The 23,605-nt window shown below is 71.2% G+C and carries 19 protein-coding genes; 10 read left to right on the forward strand and 9 right to left on the reverse strand.

The window, feature by feature from the left end:
* Nucleotides 1-31 precede the first annotated feature (31 nt).
* From OG624_RS33490 to OG624_RS33505, 4 genes are all read left to right on the forward strand, one after another.
* Entirely contained in the window at nt 32-1,366 is a 1,335-nt protein-coding gene (locus OG624_RS33490) for an ABC transporter substrate-binding protein (protein ID WP_371588917.1), read from the forward strand.
* A gap of 89 nt (nt 1,367-1,455) precedes the next feature.
* Nucleotides 1,456-2,349: a carbohydrate ABC transporter permease gene (locus OG624_RS33495; protein WP_266354956.1), complete on the forward strand. Its 894-nt coding sequence runs from the start codon at nt 1,456-1,458 to the stop codon at nt 2,347-2,349.
* Nucleotides 2,346-3,206 (forward strand): carbohydrate ABC transporter permease, encoded by an 861-nt coding sequence (locus OG624_RS33500; protein ID WP_371640180.1) that lies wholly within the window; start codon nt 2,346-2,348, stop codon nt 3,204-3,206. The genes OG624_RS33495 and OG624_RS33500 overlap by 4 nt, the downstream gene beginning before the upstream one ends.
* A gap of 76 nt (nt 3,207-3,282) precedes the next feature.
* Nucleotides 3,283-6,306 (forward strand): alpha-mannosidase, encoded by a 3,024-nt coding sequence (locus tag OG624_RS33505; protein WP_033215321.1) that lies wholly within the window; start codon nt 3,283-3,285, stop codon nt 6,304-6,306.
* A gap of 31 nt (nt 6,307-6,337) precedes the next feature.
* Here OG624_RS33505 and OG624_RS33510 read toward each other — a convergent pair whose 3' ends face one another.
* Nucleotides 6,338-7,087: a hypothetical protein gene (locus tag OG624_RS33510; protein WP_051762523.1), complete on the reverse strand. Its 750-nt coding sequence runs from the start codon at nt 7,085-7,087 to the stop codon at nt 6,338-6,340.
* A gap of 184 nt (nt 7,088-7,271) precedes the next feature.
* On the opposite strand from OG624_RS33510, the gene OG624_RS33515 reads away from it, so the two are divergent.
* From OG624_RS33515 to OG624_RS33530, 4 genes are all read left to right on the forward strand, one after another.
* The gene (locus OG624_RS33515; RefSeq protein ID WP_033215323.1) at nt 7,272-9,296 is read left to right on the forward strand and encodes an NADPH-dependent 2,4-dienoyl-CoA reductase; all 2,025 of its coding nucleotides are present in this window, start codon (nt 7,272-7,274) and stop codon (nt 9,294-9,296) included.
* 46 nt (nt 9,297-9,342) lie between these two features.
* Entirely contained in the window at nt 9,343-9,756 is a 414-nt protein-coding gene (locus OG624_RS33520) for a PaaI family thioesterase (RefSeq protein ID WP_033215727.1), read from the forward strand.
* A 159-nt stretch (nt 9,757-9,915) separates the two neighbouring features.
* Nucleotides 9,916-11,208: an MFS transporter gene (locus OG624_RS33525; RefSeq protein WP_349252272.1), complete on the forward strand. Its 1,293-nt coding sequence runs from the start codon at nt 9,916-9,918 to the stop codon at nt 11,206-11,208.
* Between the two features lie 50 nt (nt 11,209-11,258).
* Complete coding sequence (locus OG624_RS33530) at nt 11,259-11,714, forward strand: SRPBCC family protein (protein ID WP_033215328.1); 456 nt, start codon at nt 11,259-11,261, stop codon at nt 11,712-11,714.
* A 263-nt stretch (nt 11,715-11,977) separates the two neighbouring features.
* Here OG624_RS33530 and OG624_RS33535 read toward each other — a convergent pair whose 3' ends face one another.
* Nucleotides 11,978-12,421, reverse strand: a complete 444-nt coding sequence (locus OG624_RS33535; protein ID WP_051762524.1) for a TraR/DksA family transcriptional regulator — start codon at nt 12,419-12,421, stop codon at nt 11,978-11,980.
* A gap of 168 nt (nt 12,422-12,589) precedes the next feature.
* On the opposite strand from OG624_RS33535, the gene OG624_RS33540 reads away from it, so the two are divergent.
* The gene (locus OG624_RS33540) at nt 12,590-12,778 is read left to right on the forward strand and encodes a DUF6381 family protein (protein WP_033215330.1); all 189 of its coding nucleotides are present in this window, start codon (nt 12,590-12,592) and stop codon (nt 12,776-12,778) included.
* A gap of 93 nt (nt 12,779-12,871) precedes the next feature.
* Here OG624_RS33540 and OG624_RS33545 read toward each other — a convergent pair whose 3' ends face one another.
* The 5 genes from OG624_RS33545 to OG624_RS33565 form a co-directional block, all read right to left on the reverse strand.
* On the reverse strand, nt 12,872-14,440 hold the full coding sequence (locus OG624_RS33545) for an alpha/beta hydrolase (protein ID WP_106971275.1): 1,569 nt from the start codon (nt 14,438-14,440) through the stop codon (nt 12,872-12,874).
* Between the two features lie 198 nt (nt 14,441-14,638).
* Nucleotides 14,639-15,232 carry a hypothetical protein gene (locus OG624_RS33550; protein ID WP_051762525.1) on the reverse strand — a complete coding sequence of 198 codons (594 nt, stop codon included), beginning with the start codon at nt 15,230-15,232 and terminating at the stop codon, nt 14,639-14,641.
* A 102-nt stretch (nt 15,233-15,334) separates the two neighbouring features.
* The gene (locus OG624_RS33555; protein ID WP_033215733.1) at nt 15,335-16,321 is read right to left on the reverse strand and encodes an SCO0930 family lipoprotein; all 987 of its coding nucleotides are present in this window, start codon (nt 16,319-16,321) and stop codon (nt 15,335-15,337) included.
* Nucleotides 16,322-16,454: 133 nt separating this feature from the next.
* Nucleotides 16,455-17,906, reverse strand: a complete 1,452-nt coding sequence (locus tag OG624_RS33560) for an NADH-quinone oxidoreductase subunit NuoF family protein (protein ID WP_033215334.1) — start codon at nt 17,904-17,906, stop codon at nt 16,455-16,457.
* Nucleotides 17,903-18,895, reverse strand: coding sequence for a hypothetical protein (locus tag OG624_RS33565; protein WP_208869293.1), 993 nt, complete (start codon nt 18,893-18,895; stop codon nt 17,903-17,905). Before OG624_RS33565 ends, OG624_RS33560 begins: the two co-directional genes overlap by 4 nt.
* 634 nt (nt 18,896-19,529) lie before the next feature.
* Here OG624_RS33565 and OG624_RS33570 point away from each other — a divergent pair.
* Nucleotides 19,530-20,693 carry a PucR family transcriptional regulator gene (locus tag OG624_RS33570; RefSeq protein ID WP_349252267.1) on the forward strand — a complete coding sequence of 388 codons (1,164 nt, stop codon included), beginning with the start codon at nt 19,530-19,532 and terminating at the stop codon, nt 20,691-20,693.
* 459 nt (nt 20,694-21,152) lie between these two features.
* On the opposite strand, the gene OG624_RS33575 is transcribed toward OG624_RS33570, so the two are convergent.
* Nucleotides 21,153-22,526, reverse strand: coding sequence for a DUF1996 domain-containing protein (locus OG624_RS33575; RefSeq protein ID WP_033215336.1), 1,374 nt, complete (start codon nt 22,524-22,526; stop codon nt 21,153-21,155).
* 9 nt (nt 22,527-22,535) lie between these two features.
* A complete protein-coding gene (locus OG624_RS33580; RefSeq protein ID WP_244290641.1) occupies nt 22,536-23,174 on the reverse strand; it encodes a DUF4142 domain-containing protein in 639 nt (212 codons plus the stop codon).
* Between the last annotated feature and the right edge of the window lie 431 nt (nt 23,175-23,605).

The following is a 23,605-nucleotide window of genomic DNA, read 5'->3' on the forward strand; positions in this document are numbered from 1 at the left end:
ACGAGGCCGGACTTCTGCAAAGGCGGCGACGATGACCCGTTCGAACCCGACCCGTACCGCTGTTGTCCTGCTGGCCGCGGGAACCCTCCTCTCGACCACCGCGTGCGGCCTGAGCGGCGGCGGCGCCGACGCGAAGGAGGCGCGGCGGACGGGCGAGGTGGCCGGTGAGATCACCTTCCGGACGCTCCAACTGAAACCCACCTTCACGACCTACGTACAGGGGGTCATCGACGCGTTCGAGAAGCGGTACCCCGAGGTCGAGGTCACCTGGGAAGACGTCCCCGGCGACGGCTACAACGAGAAGCTCGTCGCCGACGCCCAGGCCGGAGCCCTCCCCGACGTGGTCAACCTCTCCACCGACTCCTTCCAACTCCTCGGCGACCGGGGCATGCTCGCCGACGTGGCCGCCCTCGACGGCGCGTCGGCCCAGGAGTACGTGCCGGGAGCCTGGGAGCAGTTCAAACTTCCCGGCAAGGGCGACAGCGTGTACGCCTACCCCTGGTACGTGACGCCGGAGATCCTCACCTACAACAGAGAGCTCTTCGAGAAGGCCGGTCTGGATCCGGCCGCGCCGCCGACCGGCGTGGAGCAGTTCTTCGACTACGCCGAGCGGATCGCCGCCTCGTCCGGCGGCCGGTACTCCGCCTTCATGGCCGACCCCAAGGGGCGACTGCCCGGGGACTGGCAGAAGATGGGCATCCCGATCCTCAGCGAGAAGCGCGACCGCTTCACCTTCGACACGGACCGAGCCGTTCGATGGGTGGAACGTATGAAGGATCTGTACGCCAAGGGCGCCATGCCCAAGGAGTCCCTCCTCAAGTCGGACGACATCAACCAGCTCTACGGCAGCGGCAAGATCGTCTTCGGTCCGGGCTCACCGGGCTTCGTCAAGGACATCAAGAAGAACGCCCCGGAGACCTACGCCAAGACCCAGGTCGCCGGAGCCGTCACCGGCGAACTCGGCCACATCGGCATCTACGCCCAGTCGCTCGGCATCAAGAAGGACACCCGGCATGTGGACGCGGCGGCCGAGTTCGCCAAGTGGGTGACCAACGGACCCAACCAGGTGGAGTTCTCCAGGAAGGCCACCATCTACCCCTCCAACGCCCGAGGCCTCGCCGACCCGTTCTTCTCCGACAAGGGCGACGGCAAGGACGCGGAGACCCTCGCCCGCGCCGTCGGCGCCGACCAGCTGAAGACCGCCGCGCTCGACGCCAACACCCCCGTCCAGTGGACCAATCAGGTCGGCGACGCCGTCGTACGCGAGATGCAGAAGGCCATCAAGGGCGAACAGGACCCCCGGACAGCCGTGCGGAAGGCCCAGGAAGCGGCGAACAAGCTCCTCGCCGCCGCGGCCGACAAATGACCGGCCTCACCACCGACCGGCCGCGGAGCCGCGCCGGCGCACACGAGCGACGTCGCGGAGCCGCTCGGGGGCGGCGCGCCGCGCGGGCCATGGAGACCGAGACCGGACTGCCCCACCGCAGTTGGTGGACCCCCTACCTGTTCCTCGCGCCCGGCCTCGTGATGGTGACGCTGTTCAGCCTCTGGCCGTTCGTCAACACCGTCGTCCTCTCCTTCACCGACGCCCAGATCCTGCGCGGCGGCGGCTTCGTCGGCCTCGACAACTACCGGCGCGCCTTCGCCGACCCCGACTTCTGGGTCGCGACCGGCAACAGCGTGCTGTACCTCGTGGTCGTCGTCCCCTGCCTGGTCCTCCTGCCGCTGGCCCTCGCGGTCCTCGTCCAGGCGAAGATTCCCGGCATCGGCTTCTTCCGCTCCGCCTTCTACACCCCGGTGATCGCCTCCGCCGTGGTCGTCGGGCTGATCTGGCAGTGGGTGTTGCGCAGCGACGGCCTCGTCAACACCGTCTTCCGGCGGCTGCACCTCGTCTCCGAGCCGATCCCGTTCCTGACGGACTCCACGATGCTGCTGGTCTCCGCGATGATCGTGACCGTGTGGAAGGGCCTCGGCTACTACATGGTCTTCTACCTGGCCGCCCTCGGGAACGTCTCCGCCACCCTCCACGAGGCGGCCGCCATCGACGGCGCCGGCCCCGTCCGCCGCTTCTTCAGCATCACCGTGCCCCAGGTGAAGCCCATGATGCTGCTGGTCGGCACCCTCTCCGCCATCTCGGCGCTGCGCGTGTTCACCGAGATCTACATCCTCGGCGGCGAGAGCGGCGGCCCCGGCGGCGGTGCCCGCACCCTGCCCTTCCTGATCCGGCAGGTCGGTCTCGGCTTCTCCGGCGAGACCGGCTACGCCTGCGCCATCTCCATCCTGCTGTTCCTCCTGACCCTGGTCTTCAGCCTGCTGGGCCGCCGCCTGTCGAAAGGGGACGAGCCGTGAGACGCAAGGCGAGCACACCGTCGTCCGCCGCCGCCCGCAGGCGCCACCGGATCGCCCTCGCCGCGCGGTACGCCACCCTGGTGCTGATGCTCGTGGTCATGCTGGGCCCGATCGTCTGGCAGTTCCTGACCTCCGTACGCGGCCGCACCGAGAACGTGTACGACGGCGTGCTGCCCGCGCGGCCCACCCTCGACAACTACGTCCGGGTCGCCGAGTCCTTCCCGCTCCTGCAGTACGTCGGCAACACCCTCACCGTCGCCGTCCTCGCGATCGCCTCGAACATGCTCTTCGCCGCGATGGGCGGCTACGCCCTCTCCCGAGCCGGCTGGAAGGGGCGGCGGATCGTCTTCACCGTGCTGGTGGCGACCCTGATGTTCCCCTTCGAGTCCGTGATGATCTCGATGTTCCTCACCGTCCGCGAGATGGGTCTCGTCGACACCCTCATCGGAGTGTGGCTGCCCGGCGCGGTCTCCGTACTCAACATCATGATCATGCGGGCGGCCTTCCTGGCCGTGCCCCGGGAGGTCGAGGAGGCCGCCGTGCTGGACGGCGCGGGCGAATGGACCCGGTTCACCCGGGTCTTCCTCCCCGCCGCCAAGGGCGCCCTGGCCGTCGTCTGCATCACCAGCTTCATGGGCGCCTGGGACGACTTCCTGTGGCCCCTGCTGGTCCTCACCGACAGCGACCACTACACCCTCCAACTCGGCCTGAAGACCCTGGCCGGGGCCACCACCGTCAACGACCAGCGGCTCGTCGCCGCCGGCGCGATGGCCGCGCTCGTCCCGATGATGCTGCTCTTCTTCGCCCTCCAGCGTTTCTTCTTCAAGGGCGTGGGCGAGGGAGCCGTCAAGATCTGAGCCGGCCCGCCCACCCTCCGCACCGACACCCCCGTACCGACACTCCGTGCCGACCACCCTCCCTGGAGCAGCCGTCATGCATGACGACCGCAACATCACCGAACACCGCCTCCGCCGGGTTCTGGAGCAGCGCGTCAAGCCCGCCGTCCACTCCCGCGCGGTCCCGCTGACCGTCGGGCGCTGGGAAGCCCCCGGCGAACCCGTCCCCGTCACCGAAGGGCTCGCGGCCCCCTACGAGCCCTGCGCGATCGGCGCCCCGTGGGGCCCGGCCTGGGGCACCACCTGGTTCAAGGTCACCGGCACGGTCCCCGCGGACTGGGCCGGCCGCACGGTGGAAGCCGTCCTCGACCTCGGCTTCGACCGGATGATGCCCGGATTCCAGTGCGAGGGCCTGGTCCACCGGGCCGACGGCGGCGAGGTGAAGGCCCTCAACCCGTACAACGACTGGGTACGCGTGGCCGATCGCGCCGAGGGCGGCGAACAGGTCGAGTGGTACGTCGAGGCCGCCTCCAACCCGGTCCTGGTCGACCACGCGCTCACGTACGAGGGGGACCTGCCCACCAGTGGCGACCAGCCGCTGTACCGGCTCGCCCGGATGGACCTCACCGTCTTCGAGACGGAGGTCTGGGAGCTGGTCCAGGACCTGGAGGTGCTCTACGACCTGATGGTCCAGCTCGACACGGCGGACGCCCGTCGGCACGAGATCCTGCGGGCCCTCGGCGCGGCCCTGGACACCCTGGACCTCGACGATGTGCCCGGCAGCGCGGCCGCCGCCCGCGGCTGCCTGACCGCCGTGCTCGCCGCCCCGGCCAACGCCTCCGCGCACCGGATCAGCGCGGTCGGCCACGCCCACATCGACTCCGCGTGGCTGTGGCCCCTGCGCGAGACGGTCCGCAAGGTCGCGCGTACCACCTCCAACATGGTCGACCTGATGGACCGGCACCCCGAGTTCGTCTTCGCGATGTCCCAGGCGCAGCAGCTCGACTGGATCAAGACCTACCGGCCCGAGCTCTTCGAGCGGATCAAGAAGAAGATCGCGGACGGGCAGTTCGTGCCGGTCGGCGGCATGTGGGTGGAGTCCGACACCAATATGGTCGGCGGCGAGGCCATGGTCCGTCAGTTCCTCCACGGCAAGAAGTTCTTCCTCGACGAATTCGGCGTCGAGACGCAGAACGTCTGGCTCCCCGACTCCTTCGGCTACACCGCCGCGATGCCGCAGATCGTGGGGCTCACCGGCTCCAAGTGGTTCCTGACCCAGAAGATCTCCTGGTCCCAGATGAACAGGTTCCCGCACCACACCTTCTGGTGGGAGGGCATCGACGGCACCCGCGTCTTCACCCACTTCCCGCCCGTCGACACCTACAATAGCGACCTGGGTGGTGCCCAACTCGCCCACGCCGCCCGCAACTACCGCGAGAAGGGCCACGGTTCACGTTCGCTCGTGCCCTTCGGGTGGGGTGACGGCGGCGGCGGCCCCACCCGCGAACACCTCGCCCGCGCCCGCCGGCAGCGGGACCTGGAGGGCTCCCCGAAGGTCCGGATCGAGCGCCCGGACGCCTTCTTCGAGAAGGCCCACGCCGAGTACGAGGACGCTCCCGTCTGGGCCGGCGAGCTCTACCTGGAGCTGCACCGCGGCACCTACACCTCCCAGGCCAAGACCAAGCAGGGCAACCGGCGCAGCGAGTCGCTGCTGCGCGAGGCCGAGTTGTGGGCGGCGACCGCCGCGGTGCGGGTCGCGGGGTACGCGTACCCGTACGAGGACCTGGAGCGGATCTGGAAGACGGTGCTGCTCCACCAGTTCCACGACATCCTGCCGGGCTCGTCCATCGCCTGGGTGCACCGCGAGGCACGCGCGACGTACGCGGCCGTACGCGAGGAGCTCCGGGCGATCACCCTCGCCGCGCAGCAGGCGCTCGCGGGGCAGGGCACCGAGGAGCTCGTCTTCAACTGCGCCCCGCACGCCCGCCGCGGCGTCCCGGCCGGCGGGGCCGGTCGCCCGGCCGCCGCGGGGGAGCCGGTCACGGTGGAGGAGCGGCACGGCGGCGGGCACATCCTGGCCAACGGCCGACTGCTGGTGGAGATCGACGCCCGCGGCCTGATCGTCTCCGTCTACGACCTGGAGGCGCGCCGGGAGACGGTCGCCCCGGGCACGGCGGCGAACCTGCTCCAGATCCACCCCGACTTCCCGAACATGTGGGACGCCTGGGACATCGACGCGTTCTATCGCAACCGGGTCACCGACCTCGTGGAGCTGGACCGGCTGGAGGTCACCGGGAGCGGCCCGCGCGCGGCGACCGTACGCGTGACCCGCTCCTTCGGGCGGTCGGCGGCGGTCCAGCGGATCACCCTGCGGGCCGGGGCCAGGACGGTCGACATCGTCACGGACGTGGACTGGCACGAGACGGAGAAGTTCCTCAAGGCCGCCTTCCCCCTGGACGTGAAGGCCGAACGAACCGCATCCGAGACCCAGTTCGGGCACGTCTACCGGGCCACCCACACCAACACCTCCTGGGAGGCGGCGAAGTTCGAGATCTGCGCCCACCGCTGGATCCACGCGGAGGAGCCCGGCTGGGGGGTGGCGCTGCTCAACGACTCCACGTACGGGCACGACGTGACCCGGGACGTCCGGGCCGACGGCGGTCAGACCACCACGGTCCGGCTCTCCCTGCTGCGCGCCCCGCGCTACCCCGACCCGGAGACCGACCAGGGTTCCCACACCCTGAGCTTCTCGCTCGCGCCCGGCGCCGGGATCGGGGACGCGGTCCGTGAGGGCCACGCGCTGAACCTGCCCGAGCGGGTGGTCCCCGGCGCCGGCCCGGTCGCCCCACTGCTCGCCGTCGACGAGGACGCGGTGGTGGTCGAGGCGGTCAAACTGGCCGAGGACCGCAGCGGGGATGTGATCGTCCGCCTCTACGAGTCCCGCGGCGGCCGCGCCCGGGCCACCCTGACCGCGGACTTCCCCCTGGCCGCGGCGGTGGAGAGCGATCTGCTCGAACGCCCCCTGACGGGCACGGCGGTGGGCGTCCCCACCCCGGAGGGCCGGGTCCCGCTCACGCTGCGCCCGTTCCAGATCGTCACGGTCCGCCTGCACCGCGCCTGACCGCGCCGGCGGCGGACCCCGACCCGGCCCGTCAAGGGCGGGGATCCGCCGCCAGTACGCCGCGCAGCTCGGCCAGGCGCTCGGTGTCGGGCGGGAGCTCCAGCTGGTCGAGCAGGGCGAGCCCCTCGGCGGCGTCGATGCTCCCGTAGACGTCGTGCCGGCTGCGCAGGACGGCGCGGAAGACGGCGTGCCGCAGGGCGGGTACGCGGGCGGCGGCCCGGTAGGTGCCGATCTTGGTGGCCCAGGGCACGGGGCCGGAGTGCTCCAGGACCCGCCGGGCCCGGCGCAGCAGCGGCGGCGGGGCCCCCGGCAGCAGCCGGGCCCGGTCGTCGCCGAGGACCTCGGCGAAGGCCTCGGCCGCGGTCGGGGCGTACTCGAACCAGTCGAACCAGAGCGAGCAGGTGATCGCCTCGCACTCCCGTTCGGCCTCCAGTCGTCGGCGGTAGCCGCCCCAGAGCAGGTCGGGCGGGAGCGGCCCCTCGGGTCCCAGGTGCGCCGTGTGGACCTGGGCGGTCACCAGGGGGTGCCATCCGAGCAGGTCCATCAGTCCGAGGGCCACCCGTAGCCGGTCCGCGAGGTCGAGCCGCTCGTCGGTGAAGGCCATCGAGCCGAGCCCGTTGCACAAATCTTCCGTGGTGAGGATCCGGGCGGGCGGTTCACTGTCGTGCCAGGTGTCGGGGCCGGCCCGCGTGACGCCGTCCTCGGCGAGCCAGTGCCGGGCACGCTCGGCGTCCGTGAGGAGCCGGGCGCCGTGCACGGGCCGGGTGCGGTGGTCGGTCATCGGGCCGACGGTACGCGGGGCGGCGTGAACTCCGCCACAGGGTTGCGGGCCGGCCGCGCCCGGGCCCCGGGTTTCCGGGGGCGGACGGGCCCCGGCCGGAGGACTCCGGTTATGCACTTAGTTGCAAAACCGACCTCCGCTCGCTAGAACAGGTTCATCACCCCCGCGCGAGGAGGCGCCCCTCATGAGTTCCCAGAGCCGGTACCCGCACCTGCTGAGCCCCCTGGACCTCGGCTTCACCACCCTGCCGAACCGCGTGATCATGGGCTCGATGCACACCGGCCTCGAAGAGCACCAGGGCGGCTTCGAGCGGCTCGCCGCCTTCTACGCCGAGCGCGCCCGCGGCGGCGCCGGCCTGATCGTCACCGGCGGCATCTCCCCGAACGACGCCGGCCGCCCCTTCGAGGGAGGCTCCCGCCTCACCACCGAGGACGAGGCCGCCGAGCACCGGGTGATCACCGAGGCCGTGCACGCCGAGGGCGGGAAGATCGCCATGCAGATCCTCCACTTCGGCCGCTACGCCTACCACAAGGACCTGGTGGCCCCCAGCGCCCTCCAGGCCCCCATCAGCCCCTTCGTCCCGAACGAGCTCAGCGACGCCGAGGTCGAGCGCACCGTCGAGGACTTCGTCCGCGCCGCCCGCCTCGCCAAGCTCGCGGGCTACGACGGCGTCGAGATCATGGGCTCCGAGGGCTACCTGGTCAACGAGTTCATCGCCGCCGCGACGAACAAGCGCACCGACCGCTGGGGCGGCGCCTACGAGAACCGCGTGCGTTTCCCGCTGGAGATCGTCCGGCGCACCCGCGCGGCCGTCGGCGAGGACTTCATCCTGATCTACCGCCTCTCCATGCTCGACCTCATCCCCGGCGGCTCCACCCTCGACGAGGTCGTCCACCTCGCCAAGGAGATCGAGGCGGCCGGCGCCACCATCATCAACACCGGCATCGGCTGGCACGAGGCCCGCATCCCCACCATCGCGACCTCCGTCCCGCGCGGCGCCTACACCTGGGTCACCAAGCGGCTGATGGGCGCGGTGAGCGTCCCCCTCGTCACCAGCAACCGCATCAACACCCCGGAGATCGCCGAGGAACTGCTCGCCGACGGGCGCGCGGACCTGGTCTCCCTGGCCCGCCCCTTCCTGGCCGACGCCGACTTCGTCGCCAAGGCCGCCGCCGGCCGCTCCGAGACCATCAACACCTGCATCGGCTGCAACCAGGCCTGCCTCGACCACACCTTCAGCGGCAAGATCACCAGCTGCCTGGTCAACCCGCGCGCCTGCCACGAGACCGAGCTCGTGCTGTCCCCGACCCGGACCAAGAAGCGCGTCGCCGTCGTCGGCGCCGGTCCGGCCGGTCTCGCCTGCTCCGTCTCCGCCGCCGGCCGCGGCCACGCCGTCACCCTCTTCGAGGCCTCCGGCCACATCGGCGGCCAGCTCGACGTCGCCCGCCGCATCCCCGGCAAGGAGGAGTTCGAGGAGACCATCCGCTACTTCGGCACCCAGCTCGTGGAGTCCGGCGTCGAGGTCCGCCTGAACACCCGCGCCGACGTGGAGACCCTCCAGGGCTACGACGAGGTCGTCGTCGCCACCGGCGTCACCCCCCGCACCCCCGACATCGAGGGCGTGGACCACGCCAACGTCGTCAACTACCTCGACGTGCTCCGCGACGGCGCACCCGTCGGCGAACGCGTCGCCGTCGTCGGCGCCGGCGGCATCGGCTTCGACGTCGCCGAGTTCCTCACCGACAGCGGCGAGGGCGCCTCCCAGGACCCCGACGTCTACTTCCGCCACTGGGGCGTGGACACCACGTACACCGGCCCCGGCGGGCTCACCGCCCCCGAGCGCCCCGCGCCGCCCCGCCAGGTCCACCTCCTCCAGCGCAAGGCCACCAAGGTCGGCAAGGACCTCGGCACCACCACCGGCTGGATCCACCGCGCGGAGCTCAAGCACCGGGGCGTCGTCTCCGTCGCGGGGGCCACGTACGACCGCATCGACGACCAGGGCCTGCACATCACCGTCGGCGGCGAACAGCACCTCGTGCCCGCCGACACGGTGGTCCTGTGCACCGGCCAGGAACCGCGCCGCGACCTGTACGAGGCCCTGCGCGCCGCCGGCGTCGAGGCCCACCTGATCGGCGGCGCCGACGTGGCCGCCGAGCTCGACGCCAAGCGGGCCATCAAGCAGGGCACGGAACTGGCCGCCGGCCTCTGACCGAAAGGGGATTGTGGTGGTCCGCCGGGACCGCCACAATCGCCCGGTGACGATCTCACCCGCAGACGCAGACAAGATCCTCGGCGACAACTTCGCCCCCTGGGTGCTCGCCCTCGGACTGACCGTCGAGGAGACCGGGGAGCGGCACGCCGTACTGCGGCTGCCCTGGTCCGACGAGCTGGCCCGGGACGGCGGCGGCCTCTCGGGCCAGGCCATGATGGCGGCCGCCGACACGGCCACCGTCATCGCGATCTCCGCCGCCCGCGGCGCCTACGGGCCGATGACCACCGTCCAGCAGTCCACCAGCTTCCAGCGGCCGGTGGTCGGGGCCGACGTACTGATCCACGTCCGGGTCACCAAGCTCGGCAAGCGGATGGCCTTCGCCGACATCACCCTGACCCCCGAGGGCGCCACGGACCCGGCGGCCACGGCCTCCACGGTGTACGCCCTGCTCGGCTAGGACGCCCCCCGGGAGCGGGGGAGTCGGGGGAAAAGGCGTTGGCGGGCGAGGAGCCGGCTGCCTACCCTCGCACCGACGGTCGACCACCAAGGCGGCCGGCGGGCACGGGGGAGCGGCACCATCTCGGCGGAATCCACACCATGCGATCGTGTTCCGCCACTGCGGCGGAACAAGGACTTCACCGTCTTCTGGCTCGGCCAGGCGCTGTCGGTGCTCGGCGGGTCCGTCTCGATGCTCGCGCTCCCCCTGCTCGTCCTCCACGCCACCGGGTCGCTCGTCCAGATGGGCCTGGTCACGGTCGTCTCCAGCGCCACCTCCATCGGCGCCGGAGTCTTCGCCGGCTACGTGGTGGACCGGCTGGACCGCCGCAGGCTCATGATCGTCTGTGATCTGGTGCGGGCCGTGCTGTTCGGCGCGGTACCGCTCGTCTGGTGGGTGGCCGGGCCGCAGATCTGGCTGCTGTACGTGCTGACCGCGCTCGCCGCCGTTCTGAGGACGCTGTTCGACGTCGCGTACGTGACCGCCATCCCCCATCTGGTGCGCACGCAGGACCTCACGGCCGCCAACGGACGGCTGATGGGCACCTTCGCCCTCGGGAGCCTGCTCGGGCCGGTGGTGGCCGGCTTCCTCACCGCCGGAGTGGGCGCCGACTGGGCACTGGCCCTGGACGGGGCGACCTTCCTGGTCTCCGCCGCGAGCCTGGTCCGGGTGAGGTTCACCGCGCGCCCGGCCGGCGACGAGCCGGACAAGGACAAGGCCGGGTCGGGGGCCGGCGCCGGGGCCGGGGTGTTCCGGGAGATGTTCGTGGTCGGCTTCCGCTTCCTGTGGAGCCATCCGCTGCTGCGCCCGCTCACCGTAGGGCTCACCGTGCTGACCTTCGTCACCATGGGCGCCACCGACCTGCTGATCTACCGGGTCCGGCACGACCTCGGCCGGGACGCGGCCACCCTCGGCTACGTGATCGCCGTCAGCGGGGCCGGTTCGGTCGCGGCGGCCCTGAGCGCGGGGCGACTGCGCCGGCTCCTCGGTTTCGGCACGTGCTGGCTCGCCTCCGTCGCGATGATCGCCGTCGGGGTGACGGTGACGGGCGTCAGCCGCAGCGTGCCGGTGATCGCCGCACTGGCCGCCGTCTTCATGTTCGGGATCACCCTGGGCGGGATCTGCAGCATGACCCTGCGCCAGGAGGTGACCCCGGACCACCTGCTCGGCCGGGTCACCTCCGCCTTCTGGACGGTCCACAACGCCTCGGGCCCGGTGGGTGCGGCCGTGCTCACGCTGCTGGCCGCCCGCCACGGGGTCCCCGCCGTCAGCCTGGCCGGCGGGGCGCTGTGCCTGCTGGTCCTCGGCGGCGCGCTGCTGACCCCGCTGCGCGGCAGCCGCGCGGGCGTGGGCGCGCCCGGACCCGCCGCCCCCGACCAGGAGCCGGCCGCGGGGCCGTCGGCGCGCGCGTGAGGTGCCGTTCTGCGATCGTGGTCCACAGGTAGCCGTACCGAGGAGCCCACATGTCCGGACAGTTCGAGGCGAGTGTCGAGATCGACCGACCGGTGGAGGCGGTGTTCGCCTATCTGGCCGACGGGCGGCACGACCCCGAGTTCAGCCCCCGCGTCCAGGAGATCACCAAGACCCCGGACGGCCCCACGGCCCTCGGCACGGTCTTCCGCAGCACGGTCAAGGACGCCGGGATGAAGACCGGCCGCGAATTCCGCATCGTCGGCCTGGACGCGCCGCACCTGATCCGCTGGACGGAGCAGAGCCGCAACCTCGTCACGGCGGAGGGCGGCTACGACCTCGAACCCCTCCCCGGCGGCCGCACCCGCGTCCGCATCTTCAACACCCTCGAAGGCCACGGGCTCGGCAAACTGCTCGTCGGCCTGGCCCTCGGCGCGGCCCGCAAGGACGCCCCCGACTTCGGCCGGCGCATCAAGGCGGCCGCGGAGGCCTCCCTCCCTCCCCGGTAGCGGCCGGCACCGCACGGACGGCAGCGGACGGCCGTGTCGGGAGAGCGGGCCGACACTGATGCGGGAGTACCGGAACGGACGCCGGGGCGCGGGCGCGTCCATGCGCAGGCTCGTCCCGTACGCCGCCTTCGACCGATCGCGGGCGACGTCGACCTCGGTGGTCCGGAAGCTCTGCCCGCCCGACGGTCCCGCCTGCGGCTGCTGTGGCATGGCGGCGGACGTCCTCTCCCGCGGCGGGCGCGGCACGGACGGGCAGCGCGGCCTCAGGGTACGTCGAGAGACGAACCCGGGGCGCCCCTTCGCATCACCGCGTCCGGCCCGGCGGACCGGGCGCAGTGGATGCAGGTGGTCGCCGCCGGACGGATCTCCAGGCGTGCGGGCGCGATCGTCATGCCGCAGCCTTCACAGTGCCCGTACTCGCCGTGCTCCAGCCGTCGCAGTGCTCGGTCGAGCTCTTCGAGGTGCTCACGTGCCTGCACCAGCAGGGCGGCGACGTGGGCCCGCTCGAAGGCGGTCGACGCCCCTTCGGGGTCGTGCTCGTCGTCGACCGCGATCAAGGCGTTCGCCGCGACGATGCCGTCGAAGTCGCGGCCCAGAGCGGCCGTCCGTACGAGGGTGTCGGCGCGGTCGGCCGCGAGACGTGCGCGGGCGGCCGCGAGGACGGACGGATCGCGCTCGTCATGGCCGTGCCCGGATGCATCACCCATGTGTGCGACAACGCCCCGCCGCGAATCTCGATTCCCTCGGTCGTCACGCCCGGACAGGTGCGGGCCTTCGTGTCAGCGCCGCCGAGACGGGGGTAGGCGCGGTAGGGAACCGGTTCGCCACGGAACGCCGACGAGCGGTGACCACCCCTACACGCTGGAGGACCGAAGATGAGCAGCGACAAGCAGTGGAGCGATGACGTCGTGCGGATGCGCCGGGACGCCGAGGCACTGGAGCTGAGGGCGCAGCGGGCCGACGATGCCGCGGAACGAGCGCAGCTGATGGAGAAGGCCGTGAGCCTGCGTGTGAAGTGCGAGGAGCTGGGTGGCCCGGAGAGCGCCACGATGGACCCCATGTAGGGCGTGCGACGGGCAAGCTCCCCGCCCACCGGGGGAACGGCCGCGGAAGCTGCCCGGGACCAGGGCCCGGGCAGCTTCAGGCTCCGGCCGGGGTCAGAACCGTCCGGGCGTGGACGGGAACGGCAGCGGCTTCGCGGGCGCCTCCGCGCCCTGCCGCTCGGCGGCGGCCGGCGGGTTCTGGCAGGTCACGTCCTGGGCGGGGAGCTTGCCCGTGGTCAGGTACGCGTTCACCGGGGCGTTGGCGCAGGAGGTGGGGTCGAAGAGGTACACGCCGTGGCCCTCACCGCCCATCGCCAGCACCATCCGCGAGCCCTTGAGGGCCTTGTGCAGGCCCTGGCCGCTCACCAGCGGGGTCTGGGAGTCCCACTCGTTCTGCACCGTCAGCACGTTCGCCTTCTTGTGCATCGGCGTGGCCGCCTCGACCGGCCGGTCCCAGAAGGCGCACGGCTTGATGTTGGACGCGAAGTCCCCGTACAGCGGGTACCTGGCCTTGTCCTTCACCGCGTCCCGCTCGTACTGCTCCGTGTAGCGGGGCCAACTGCCGGTGTCCCCGCACGCCACGGCCCAGAACACGGCGGTGCCGTTGTCCGAGGCGGGCTCGGCCGCCGAGCCGCCGGTCAGGAGCCGCTTGAGTTCCGTCGCGGTCGTCCCCCCGGGCAACGGCTTGCCCTCGGACGCGGCCTTCAGGGCCGCGACCATCGGGGTGGCCTGCGCCGGGTAGAAGAACACCGCGCGCGTGGTGCGGATCAGGTCGCCGTCGACCTTCATGCCCTCGAACTCGAACGGCTCCTTGTCGGCCCGCGCCACCAGGTCCCAGAAGGTCTCGGACACGGCCTTCGGAGTGTCGCCCAGCCCGTACTCGGCCGACCGCTGCGCCGCCCACCGCGTCCACCGCGCGAAGGCGGGTTCGGCCTCGGTGGCCCAGACCTGGATCATGCCGCGCCAGATCCGCTGCGGGTCCACGCCGCTGTCGAGCACGAAGCGGTCCGTACGGTCCGGGAACATCTGGGAGTACACCGCGCCGAGGTAGGTCCCGTACGAGTAGCCCAGGTAGGAGAGCTTGCGCTCGCCGAGGACCGCACGGATCGTGTCCATGTCCCGGGCCGTGTTGCGGGTGGTGACGTACGGAAGCACCGAACCGGCCTTCTCCCGGCACTTGTCGGCGACGGTACGCGCCCAGGTCACGTCGGAGCCGAAGCTCTCCGGTCGGTAGGCCCGGTCGAAGCTCTCCTCGGCGGCGGTCAGTCCGCAGGTGATCGGACTGCTGGCGCCCACCCCGCGGGGGTCGAAGCCGATGAGGTCGTAGCTCTCCCGTACGTCCTTCGGCATCGCCGCGCTCATCAGCAACGGCAGGTCGAGGCCGGAACCGCCCGGGCCGCCGGGGTTCAGCAGCATGGCGCCGTGCCGCTTGGCCGGGTTCTCGCTCTTGATCCGGGATATGGCGAGGTCGATCGTGCGCCCGTCGGGACGCCGGTAGTCGAGCGGGACCTTGAGCGTCGCGCACTCGTACGAGGCCGGCTGCTCGGGGCTGCAGCGCTGCCAGGCGGGTTTCTGCCGAAGGTGGTCCGCGGTCGGGGCGGCGGAGGCCTGCGTCGCGGACAGCAGGGGCACGGTGGTCGCGATGAGTCCGGCGGCGGCGAGCAGCGGTGCGAAGCGTTTCATGCGCACGGAGCCGTTCCTTTCGGTGAAGTCGCTTACGCGTCCACCCTGTTGCACACGGCGCCCGGCCGAATCATCCCGAAGGTCCGTACTCTGTGCGCCTCACGAACGAGCCCACAACCGGACAGGTGGCCGACACGCCGCAGTCGGCCCCCGGTCGTGTGCCGGGGGCCGACGTGTGCGCGGTGCGGGGGAGCGGCCTCAGTTGCCGCCGCCTTGGCCGCCGTCGTGCCCGCCCTCGTGCTCGCCGCCGTGGGTCGCGCCGGGCGTACCGCCGGGCGTCTGACCGCCCGTCTGGCCGGCTGCCTGACCGGGGGTCTGGCCGGGCGCACCGCCGTGCGCCCCACCGTGCGTGTCACCGGTCTCCAAGGTGCCGCCGAGACGCCCGCGGAGTGCCGTCAGGGCCTCCTCCGTCGGTGCGGTGACGACCCATCGGTCGCCGACCAGATAGAGGCCGCCGTACATCCGGGCCTCGGTCAGCCAGGAGTGCAGACCCTTCTGCGCGGCGAAGGTGACCATACGGTAGACGACCTGTCCGGCCTGGCAGCCGCCCTGGCGCAACTCCTCGGCCTCCAAGTTCACTTCGGCGGTACAGCCGATAGCCGTGGCGATCTGTTCGAGGGAGGTCCCGGGGGCCGCCGCCGGGGTCTGCGAGGCCTTCGCCGAGGTGTGCTGCGCCGCCGCCTTCGAGGAGCAGCCCCCGCACAGCAGCGCTGCGACGCACACCGCCGCGAGGGCCGGAAGCGACGGGCGGATCCGCCGGATCCGGCGGGTGCGGCGGTCGGTGGACGGCATGGCGACCTCTCTGGCTGATCGGGGAGGGTTCGTGGCGCCCGGGTGGGGAGGTACCCGGGCACCACGCGTTTCGGGGGCGGATCGGCGGGCCGCGAACAGGAGTTAGCCGACGACCTTCGCTTTCTTGCCCTTGTCGGTGATGGCGAACCAGAGACCCTTGTTGTTGTGCCCCGTGGTGTCTCCGGGCTCCTTGTCACCGGTGAAGGAGTAAACGGGCCAGCAGTCGATCGTCAATTGCTCGGTCCCGTCGGGCCGCTTCACCTTTCCAATCAATTCAGGTGCGATTCCGCTTACCTTGTTCTTGTCGACAGGCAGGGCCGGCTTCCAGGTGTCCGTGCAGGCGCCGACACAGCCGATCTTCATGGGCCAGGCGCTGTCCTTGTCGAAGCGGTAGAGCGTCTTGCCCTCCGCGTCCTCGACGAGGGTTCCGAGCTCCGGGTTCTGCACGGCGGTGAGCTCGCCGCCCTTGGCCTCGGCGGCCGGCTTCTCCTCCTTCTCCTCCTTCTCGGCACCTGCCGCCGCGCCCTTGCCGGCCCCGGCCGGCTTCCCGCCCGGGCCCAGGACGTGCCAGGTTCCGCCGACGCCTTCACCGAGCGCGTCGCCGGCCTTGACGTCCTTCGCGTAGCGGTACACGGGCCATCCGGCGAGCGTGAGTTGCTTGGTGCCGTCGGAGCGTTCGACGGAGCCGAGGAGCGCCGCGTCGATGCCCGCGCTGACCGAGGCGTCGTTCGCGGCGACCGCCGGCCAGGCCGCCGCGCAGTCACCCTCGCAGTTGGACTTGGGCGGCTTCGGCGTGTCCTTGTCGAACCGGTAGAGCGTGATGCCCGCGCTGTCGGTGACCCCGGATCCCAGGCCCTGGATCTCGCTCACCTTCAGCTCGCCGGCCGGGCCGCTCTTGTCGGCGGCGCCCGCCGGGGCGGCTCCCGAACCGCTTCCGTACGGGTCGCCGTAACCGGATCCGACCTGTTTGCTGTCGCCCACCGGCTGTACCGCAGGGGCCTTTCCCCCGTAATTGTCGGAGCTTCCGCATGCGGCTGTTGTCAACATCAGTACCGCGACCGCCGACCCGGCGAATATCTCACGACGCATCTTCACGATCTCTCCTTCAGGTTCGGTTCCGCGTTTTCTTGCCCCCGGTAATTGATACGGGGCCCGGAGCGGCGGAAGCAGATATCACCGGGAATTTGTCAGATCGCGCCAACATTGAACCCGGCGCATTGGTTCAGTCCTGGATGCGCAGCGCGAGGGCCGGGCAGCGGCGCACGGCGCGCTGCGCCTTCTGCCGCAACTGGCGGGGTACGACCATGGACGCCTCCGCGGGGAAGCCGTCCAGGTCGAGGCGGACCACATCGGGCAGGACGTCCACGCAGAGCCCGTGGCCCTTGCACAGGGTCCAGTCGACCAGCAGTCGCTCCGGACTCTCCTCGTCCTCGGGCAGTGGAAGGGCGCCCAGCACCCGCCGGCCGCAGCCGCTGCCGAGCGCGTGGTCCCGGAACTCGTCGGGGAAGGTGCGCAGCGCGGAGGCGACGAAGGCCGAGGTGCCGTCCGGATGGCTGCACGCGCCGCGTTTGAGCACCGCCTTCATCCGGAGCTCCAGCATCTCCAGGGCGGGTCTTCCCCCACCCCGAATGGCATCGTCCAGTACGTCGGCCATGGCGGGCAGCCCGCGTACGCAGGGGCCGCACTGGCCGGCCGACTCCTTCGCCATCCAGCGGGTCACGCGTGCCACTTCGCCGGCCGGGCAGGTGTCCATGGGCAGCGGCAGCACCGCCCCCGCGCCCAGTCGCGCGCCGAGCCGGTCGAGGGACTCGCGGGAGATCTCGGCGGCGCGCGCGGACGCCGGATCGAGCCATTTGCCGTGATAGCCGCCGACCAGCACGCCCTGGCCCGGATCGGTTCCGCACAGTTCCAGGATGTAGGACAGCGCGGCCCCGCTCGGTGTCTCGACGGCCGTGGTGCCCGCGATGGTCAGCATGATGGTGCCCGGCTCGCTGGGCAGGCCGGTCGCGCGGAAGTCGAGTGCGCCGAGCCGGGCGGCGACGGCCAGCTGGGCGAAGGTCTCGGTGTTGGAGAACAGGGTGGGTACCCCGTTCAGGCCTCGGTCACTGGTGCGCACCTTCTGTCCGGAAGGCAGCGTCGGGCCGCCGTTCAGACCGTTCACGTGCGCCGTGCTCTCGCCGGTGACGAACCGTTCGGGGAGCCGGGTGATCTGCACCCGGCGGCCCGCCGGGCCGCGTTCCGCGACGGCCTCCCGCAGCGACTGCTCCACGTCCCCCCGGGTGACGCCCACCACGACGTCCTCGGAGTTCAACGCGGCCGCGGCCAGCAGGGCCCCGTCGAGCACCAGATGGGGGGTGTGCAGCAGGAGTGCGGTGTCCTTGAGGCAACTCGGCTCGCCCTCACTGCCGTTGACGACGACGGCGGTCTGTCCGTCCCCGGCGCGTGCCGAGCGCATGACGGAGCGCAGCTTCTTGGCGAAGGGGAAGCCCGCGCCGCCGCGGCCGCGGAGGTCGATGTTGTCGGCGAGGTCGACGAGCTCCTCCGGCCGGTAGCGGGGCATCTGGCCGTGTGTCGTCAAATGGGCCACGCGGTCGAGCCGCGCGGCCTGGTCGAGCCCGGCCAGCAGCCGGGGCGCGCCCACACAGCCGAGGCTGGGGCGTGGGAGGCCGCTCATAGCCACTGATCCCGGCTGATGAGCGTCTCGGCATCGGCGGCCCCGCCGGCCGCGCCGGCCCGGCCGGCCTGGCTCGGCGCGTAGACAGCGGTGCGCGGCGGTTGATCGAGCTGGGGCGGTCGGTCGAACCGGGGCGGTTGGGCCGAATTCGCGGTCACGGCGGCAGCCGCCGGACGCGAGGATCGCCGCTGCCGGGGTACGCCGCCCTTGACGGGCGTCTGGGCCACGGGCTGGGGGACGGGCGGAAGCGAGGCCGCGTCGAGGACCCGGGTCCTGACGCGGAGCACGAGCACGCCCACGATGCCGAGCAGGCACAGCCCGTAGGCGACCGTGACCCAGGTGTCTGCGGCGCGGCCCGACTTCAGGCCGTGCACCAGTGAGGCACCCCAGGCCGGATACGCGCCGAAGTGCAGAGCTCGCCACCACGCGGAGCCGCGCCGGGTGTTGAACACGCTGCGTACCGCACCGGAGATGGCCACCGCGATGAAGAGGTATCCGGCCAGGCTGCCGAGCCCGACCAGGACGGGCCGCGTGGCGTCCGTGAACGGCACGAGCGCGGACGTCGCGGTCGTGCGCTGTCCCGCGACCTTCACCCAGATGTGCAGGGCGAGGAAACCGAGCCCTGACACGGCGAGGCCGCGGTGCGCGCCCTGGGCGAGCAGCCGGTGGCCCGAACCGAGGATGACCCGGTCGGTCGCGGCCAGTCCCCATAGGACGGTGGCCGTGAGCGAGACGAGCGAGAGCACGCCCGCCCCGAAGTCGAGGAACGCCCATAGTTGGGTAAAGGCGCCCGCTCGGGCGGCCACGGTGACGGCCACGATGGCCGCGCCGACGGCGCAGAGCACGCCGGGGCTCAGCCTGCCGTCCCGGGGGAGGAGGGAGGGCCGCCGGACGGCCCTCCGTCCGGCTGCCGAAGCCGCGGCCACGGCGTGGCGGCTCTTGCGGCGGGCCCTGTGTGAGCTGGGCAGTTGAGGCTGGGGCAGGGGCATCCAGTTCTCCTGTGCGCCTGGGCTCCGAGCACTCCACCTGGCGCTCGGTACCCGGGGGTCGTTGTCGTCGTGCCCGGCAGCGCTGTGAAACTCCGCGCCGGCCGAGGGAACTTGGGGCCGGAGTGCAGCAGCATCGTGGAGCTGCACAGCAGCTCCACAGGATTTATCGAAACGTGATAATTTCTCGCACCGCGTCTCCGGTGCATCGAACAACACCGGAAGATTCCCCTCCAGCGGAGGTTGCGACAGGCCACCGCGCTGACCGTCACTTACGCGTCCCGGACGGTAAAAACAAGGTAAAACGGCGGGACCGTAAGTGGTCGGACCTCTCAAGGAGGGAGTACGAGGGCCGCAACTTCTACGTCAGACAAGGATGTTGACGTCGGAGGCAACCTCGGCGGGCTTGTCGCCTCTTCCCCGGACAAGCCTCACCCCGGCACGAACGAGGAAAACGATGTGTGAACTTCTGAACCGCATCTGGTCCCGCCCACGTGGCGAGTGGACGCGCGTCCTGCGTAGGGAACTGCCCTCGCTGGCCGCCGAGATAGTGGAGGAGCTTCTGCATGGAATTCCGGAATTTTCCGCACTTATCGATGACAACGATGCCATTGATGACGAGTTGTTCCGGCAGCGGGTGGAAGAGGCTCTCCTCACCGTCCTCGGCTACCAGGAACAGCCCCGGGAACAAGCACCGGACGCGCATGATGAACAGGCCGAGAGCGAGGACGAGATCGAGAACCAGGTCAAGATCGAGAGCCAGTTCGACAGCAAGGTCGAGCACGAGATCGAAGTCGGGATCGCGGCCAGGCACGAGTGCGAGGTCACGCACGAGGGCCGGCACGAAGGTCTTTGTGAGGCCCGCACCGAGGCCCGGAACGAGTCCCGTAACGAGGGTCTCCGGGACGGGCATCGCCAGGGTCTGCGCGAAGTCCGCAACGAAGGCCTGCGCGAAGCCCGGCAGGAGAGCCGGCACGAGGCCCGACACGAAGGCGTCCGCGAGATCGATCGGGCGCGGCACGACCTCTTCAAGACCCTCACCGATGACAGGGACGCATCCGAGATGTCCCTCAGCGAGCTCGCGGAGGCGGCCGGCTGGCCTCTCCCGCTCGCCGTCCGGGCCATCGTGCCCGCCACGCCCGGCGAGACCCAGCAGCTCGCCGCCGCACTGGACCACTGCCTCGTCGGCATGTTCGCGGGCCGTCCGTGCCTGCTCGTCCCCAGTCCCGAACCGGACACCCGCGCCCCGCTGGAAAACCTGCTCCGCGGCCGCTTCGCTGCCGTGGGCCACGCCGTACCGCTCCGCGACACGGCCTCCTCGCTGCGCTGGGCCCTGCGCCTGGCCGCACTGACACCGGCCCGTCCCGGTGTGGAGGCCAGGCCCGTCTTCGTGGACGACCACCTCTCGACCCTGTTGCTCCTTCAGGACGAGCCCCTGGCCCACGCGCTGGCCGCCCGGTGGCTTCGACCGTTGGCCGACCTGACCCCCCGCCAGAGCGAACGGTTGGAGGTGACGCTGCTCGCCTGGTTGGAGGGCGGCGGAGCCCCCGAGGCCGCCAAGGCGCTGAGTGTGCACCCGCAGACCGTGCGGTACCGCATGCGTCAGCTGGAGAAGCTCTTCGGAACCGGTCTGCGTGACCCCCGTACCCGCTTCGAGCTCGAGATGGCGCTGCGCAGCCGCCGGCTGATGGCCCAGGTCCGACGTCAGCACTCCCGGGTGGGCCGCAGGGCCGCCCGCGTCATCCAAGCCGACTTCACCCCCGTGGTCGTCGGACGAATGGCGCGCGTCAACGGCCTCTGAGTCACGAACAGCCCGGCCCGGCCCCCTGTCACGGGGCCGGGCCGGGCTGTTTCGTGTGTCTGTCACTGGACGGTCATGTCCTGTCTGCGCCGTCGGGTCGGGCGCCGTCTCGTTCGGTTCGTTCGGTACGCCGTCGGGTACGGGCGCCTTTTCGTGCGGTACGCCTTCTTACGGACGCCGTGTCGTGCGTGAACCGTGGCCGGTGGCCGGTGGCCCGCGGTGCGGCCGGTGCCGAGTCGTGCGCCACGCCGTGCGGCCGGCGCCGTGCCCGTGGGGGGCACGCCGTCCGGCCGGTCTCGTGTCATGCGTGCGCCGCCGGGACTCGGCGGCGGCGTACACATGCGTGCGGTGTTGGCCCGAAGTCGGCTTCGGGCCAACACCTGTCCCGGGCCGGACGCCGGGGATGGGGGAGTGGGCGTCCGGCCCGGGAGTGGAGGGGGGAAGCTCCCGCTGCGGGGGTCAGCGGCAGTTCTGCCCGTTGTTGATGCAGTTCACGGCCTTGTTCATCAGGCCGTTCGACATCACGTTGATGAAGTCGCCGTGGTCGGTCACCGGCTTGTGGAGTTGCTCGGGGAAGCTGTCCACGGCGAACCGGGCACCCGGTGCCACCCCGTAGGTGAGGCGCATCACCAGCTGCGGCATGGCCTTGAAGCCGTTCGGGCACTTGCCGTTCTTGTCCGCGAAGGCCACGTGCGTGCGGTGGTTGGCGCTGTCGACGTTCTTGCCGTCAAAGCAACTCTGGAAGTTGAAGGTGCGCACCACGTCACTGCCCTTCGGGCAGACCGGGTACTTGTCCTTCAGCTGACGGTTCTCGAATCCCGTGCAGCTCCAGGAGGCGTTGGCGTTGCCGTTGCCGTTGGTGAAGGCCTTGGCGTCGCCGGTGATGACGCGCATGAAGCGGGGCATCGCCGTGACCTTGCCGACGGGGCTGCCCTTGAAGGTGAGCGACACCTGCTTCGGCTTGAGGATGGTGCCGACGTTGCCGTCCTGGCCGCCGCCGGGCGCCTTGGCGTCCTTCTCCACCTTGCCGTCGCGCAACCGCAGCACGGGCCAGTAGTACGTGGACTGGTCCCCGTTGCGGCAGGTGGTGCCGGACGCGGCGAGGCTGTTGTTCGTGGAGAAGGCGTCGGCGGTCAGGTTGCCCACGTAGTCGTGCATGTGGTGGGCGCCGTTGGAGACGCCGGGGGCGACGATCACGTTGTCGGGGTTGAAGTGGCCGTTCTCATTGCGGCCGCACTGCGAGGTGAAGGAGCCCTTCGAGGCGTTCCCCGCCTGCCGGGGGTTGCGGACGTTCGGCTTGATCTTGGTGATGTTGACGAAGTCGTTCCTGGACGGACCACCCTTCTGCGCGGCGGCCTGGGCGACCGCGCCCTGCTCGCCCTTGCTCGCGGCGTCCACCTTGGCGTCGGCCGCGTCCGCGGCGGGTGCGTCCTTCATCGTGCACGCGCTCAACGACTTGATGTCCGCGGGAGCCTGGCCCGCCCGGCCCATCGCGTCGCTCATGCCCTTGATGGTCTGGTCGCGCTTCTGCTTCAGGTCGCCGAGGAGGGCGTTGCCCTTCGCCTGGCCGGCCGCGAGCTTCTTGTACGCGTCGGCGACCTGGTCGTCCAGTTTGGCGAGGTTCGCGTCGACCTCGGGTTTGGCCTGTTCGGGGACCGCGGTGAGTTTCTCTCCCACGTCGGGGCAGTCGATCGTCTGTATCGCCCGACCGTCCTGGCCGGCGGACGCGTTCCCGGCGACGACGGCGACCCCGCCACCGCCCAGGACGAGCGCGGAGATCACGCCCAGGACCTTGTTCGACAGCCGTGGGCGTTTGTGTCCCTTTTTACTCATGCGATCACTTCACTTCGTCGGTTGGACATTGTCAGAGAGCGCGTCGAAGTCGACGAGTCCGGTGTCTTCGAGGACCGTGATGTGGTCCAGAACCGCGGCGTTGGCGGACGAGGCGAGGGCGCGGACCATGGAGTTCTTGGTCTGGGCCCGAATCCCGGCCAGCAGCGCGAACACCTTTCCGTGGGCTCGGCGCAGCAGCTGCACGAACAGCCGCTCGTACTCCTCTCCGCGTGCACGGTTCATCTGGCCCAGCCAGTCCTGCTGCTGTGCGGACGGCTGGTTGGGTAGATCGACACCGAGGGCCTGGCCGACCTGGATGACCTGCCGGTCGAGCTCGGTGTGGCCGTCGACGAGGTGCTGGCCGGCCGTCTTGATGGTGGGCTTCGACCCGCGCTGCTGGGCCTGGCGGCCCGCGGGCAGCTCCCAGAGCCCGGCGAGCCGGACCTTGCGGATGAAGTCGCGGTCCGCGGCGGTCAGCGGCCCGTAGGCCGTGCTCAACGTTCCGCCGCCGTCGTCGTCGCCCGCCGGGCCCGCGACAGCGGCCGCGGGTCGGCTGCCGAAGCTGTCCACGGGTATCAGAAGGGCGATCAGGGTGAGGGCAAGGGCGGTGATGACCAGGCCGCTTCCGATCGTGTATCGCGTGGCCACCGACAAACTGCTGATGGATCTCCGCCGCAATGACGGCACTGTGCCTCCTCGCTCCAAGGGCCGGGAGGGGGTGGCGGGGCAGGAGGGTCCGCACGAACTGTGCGGTGCGCACCCGCATTCCCGGGGTGTCACGGGACGCTAGTGCCGGGCGCGGCGCCGAGGCCGTAGGACATCACCATCGGACAAACATCCCGGCGACCGAGCGGAAGGCTGATATCTTGCGGCGCGCCCGCACATTCGGCCGCGTGGTGCCGTCGTACCCCGTCATGCCCGTGTGCCGTCCGGCCCTGCTCGCATGCCGCCATGGCCTTCCCGCGTGCCCGCGACGCCCCGCACGGACCGCCGGAAGGCCTCGGAGGCTCACCCGTCGGCTTCCGTCCTTGTGTCGTAACTCCCTTACAGGGCGGGTCTGTTCGTGGCGTAGGCGTGGC

The sequence above is a fragment of the Streptomyces virginiae genome (genome assembly GCF_041432505.1).
Taxonomy (GTDB): domain Bacteria; phylum Actinomycetota; class Actinomycetes; order Streptomycetales; family Streptomycetaceae; genus Streptomyces; species Streptomyces virginiae_A.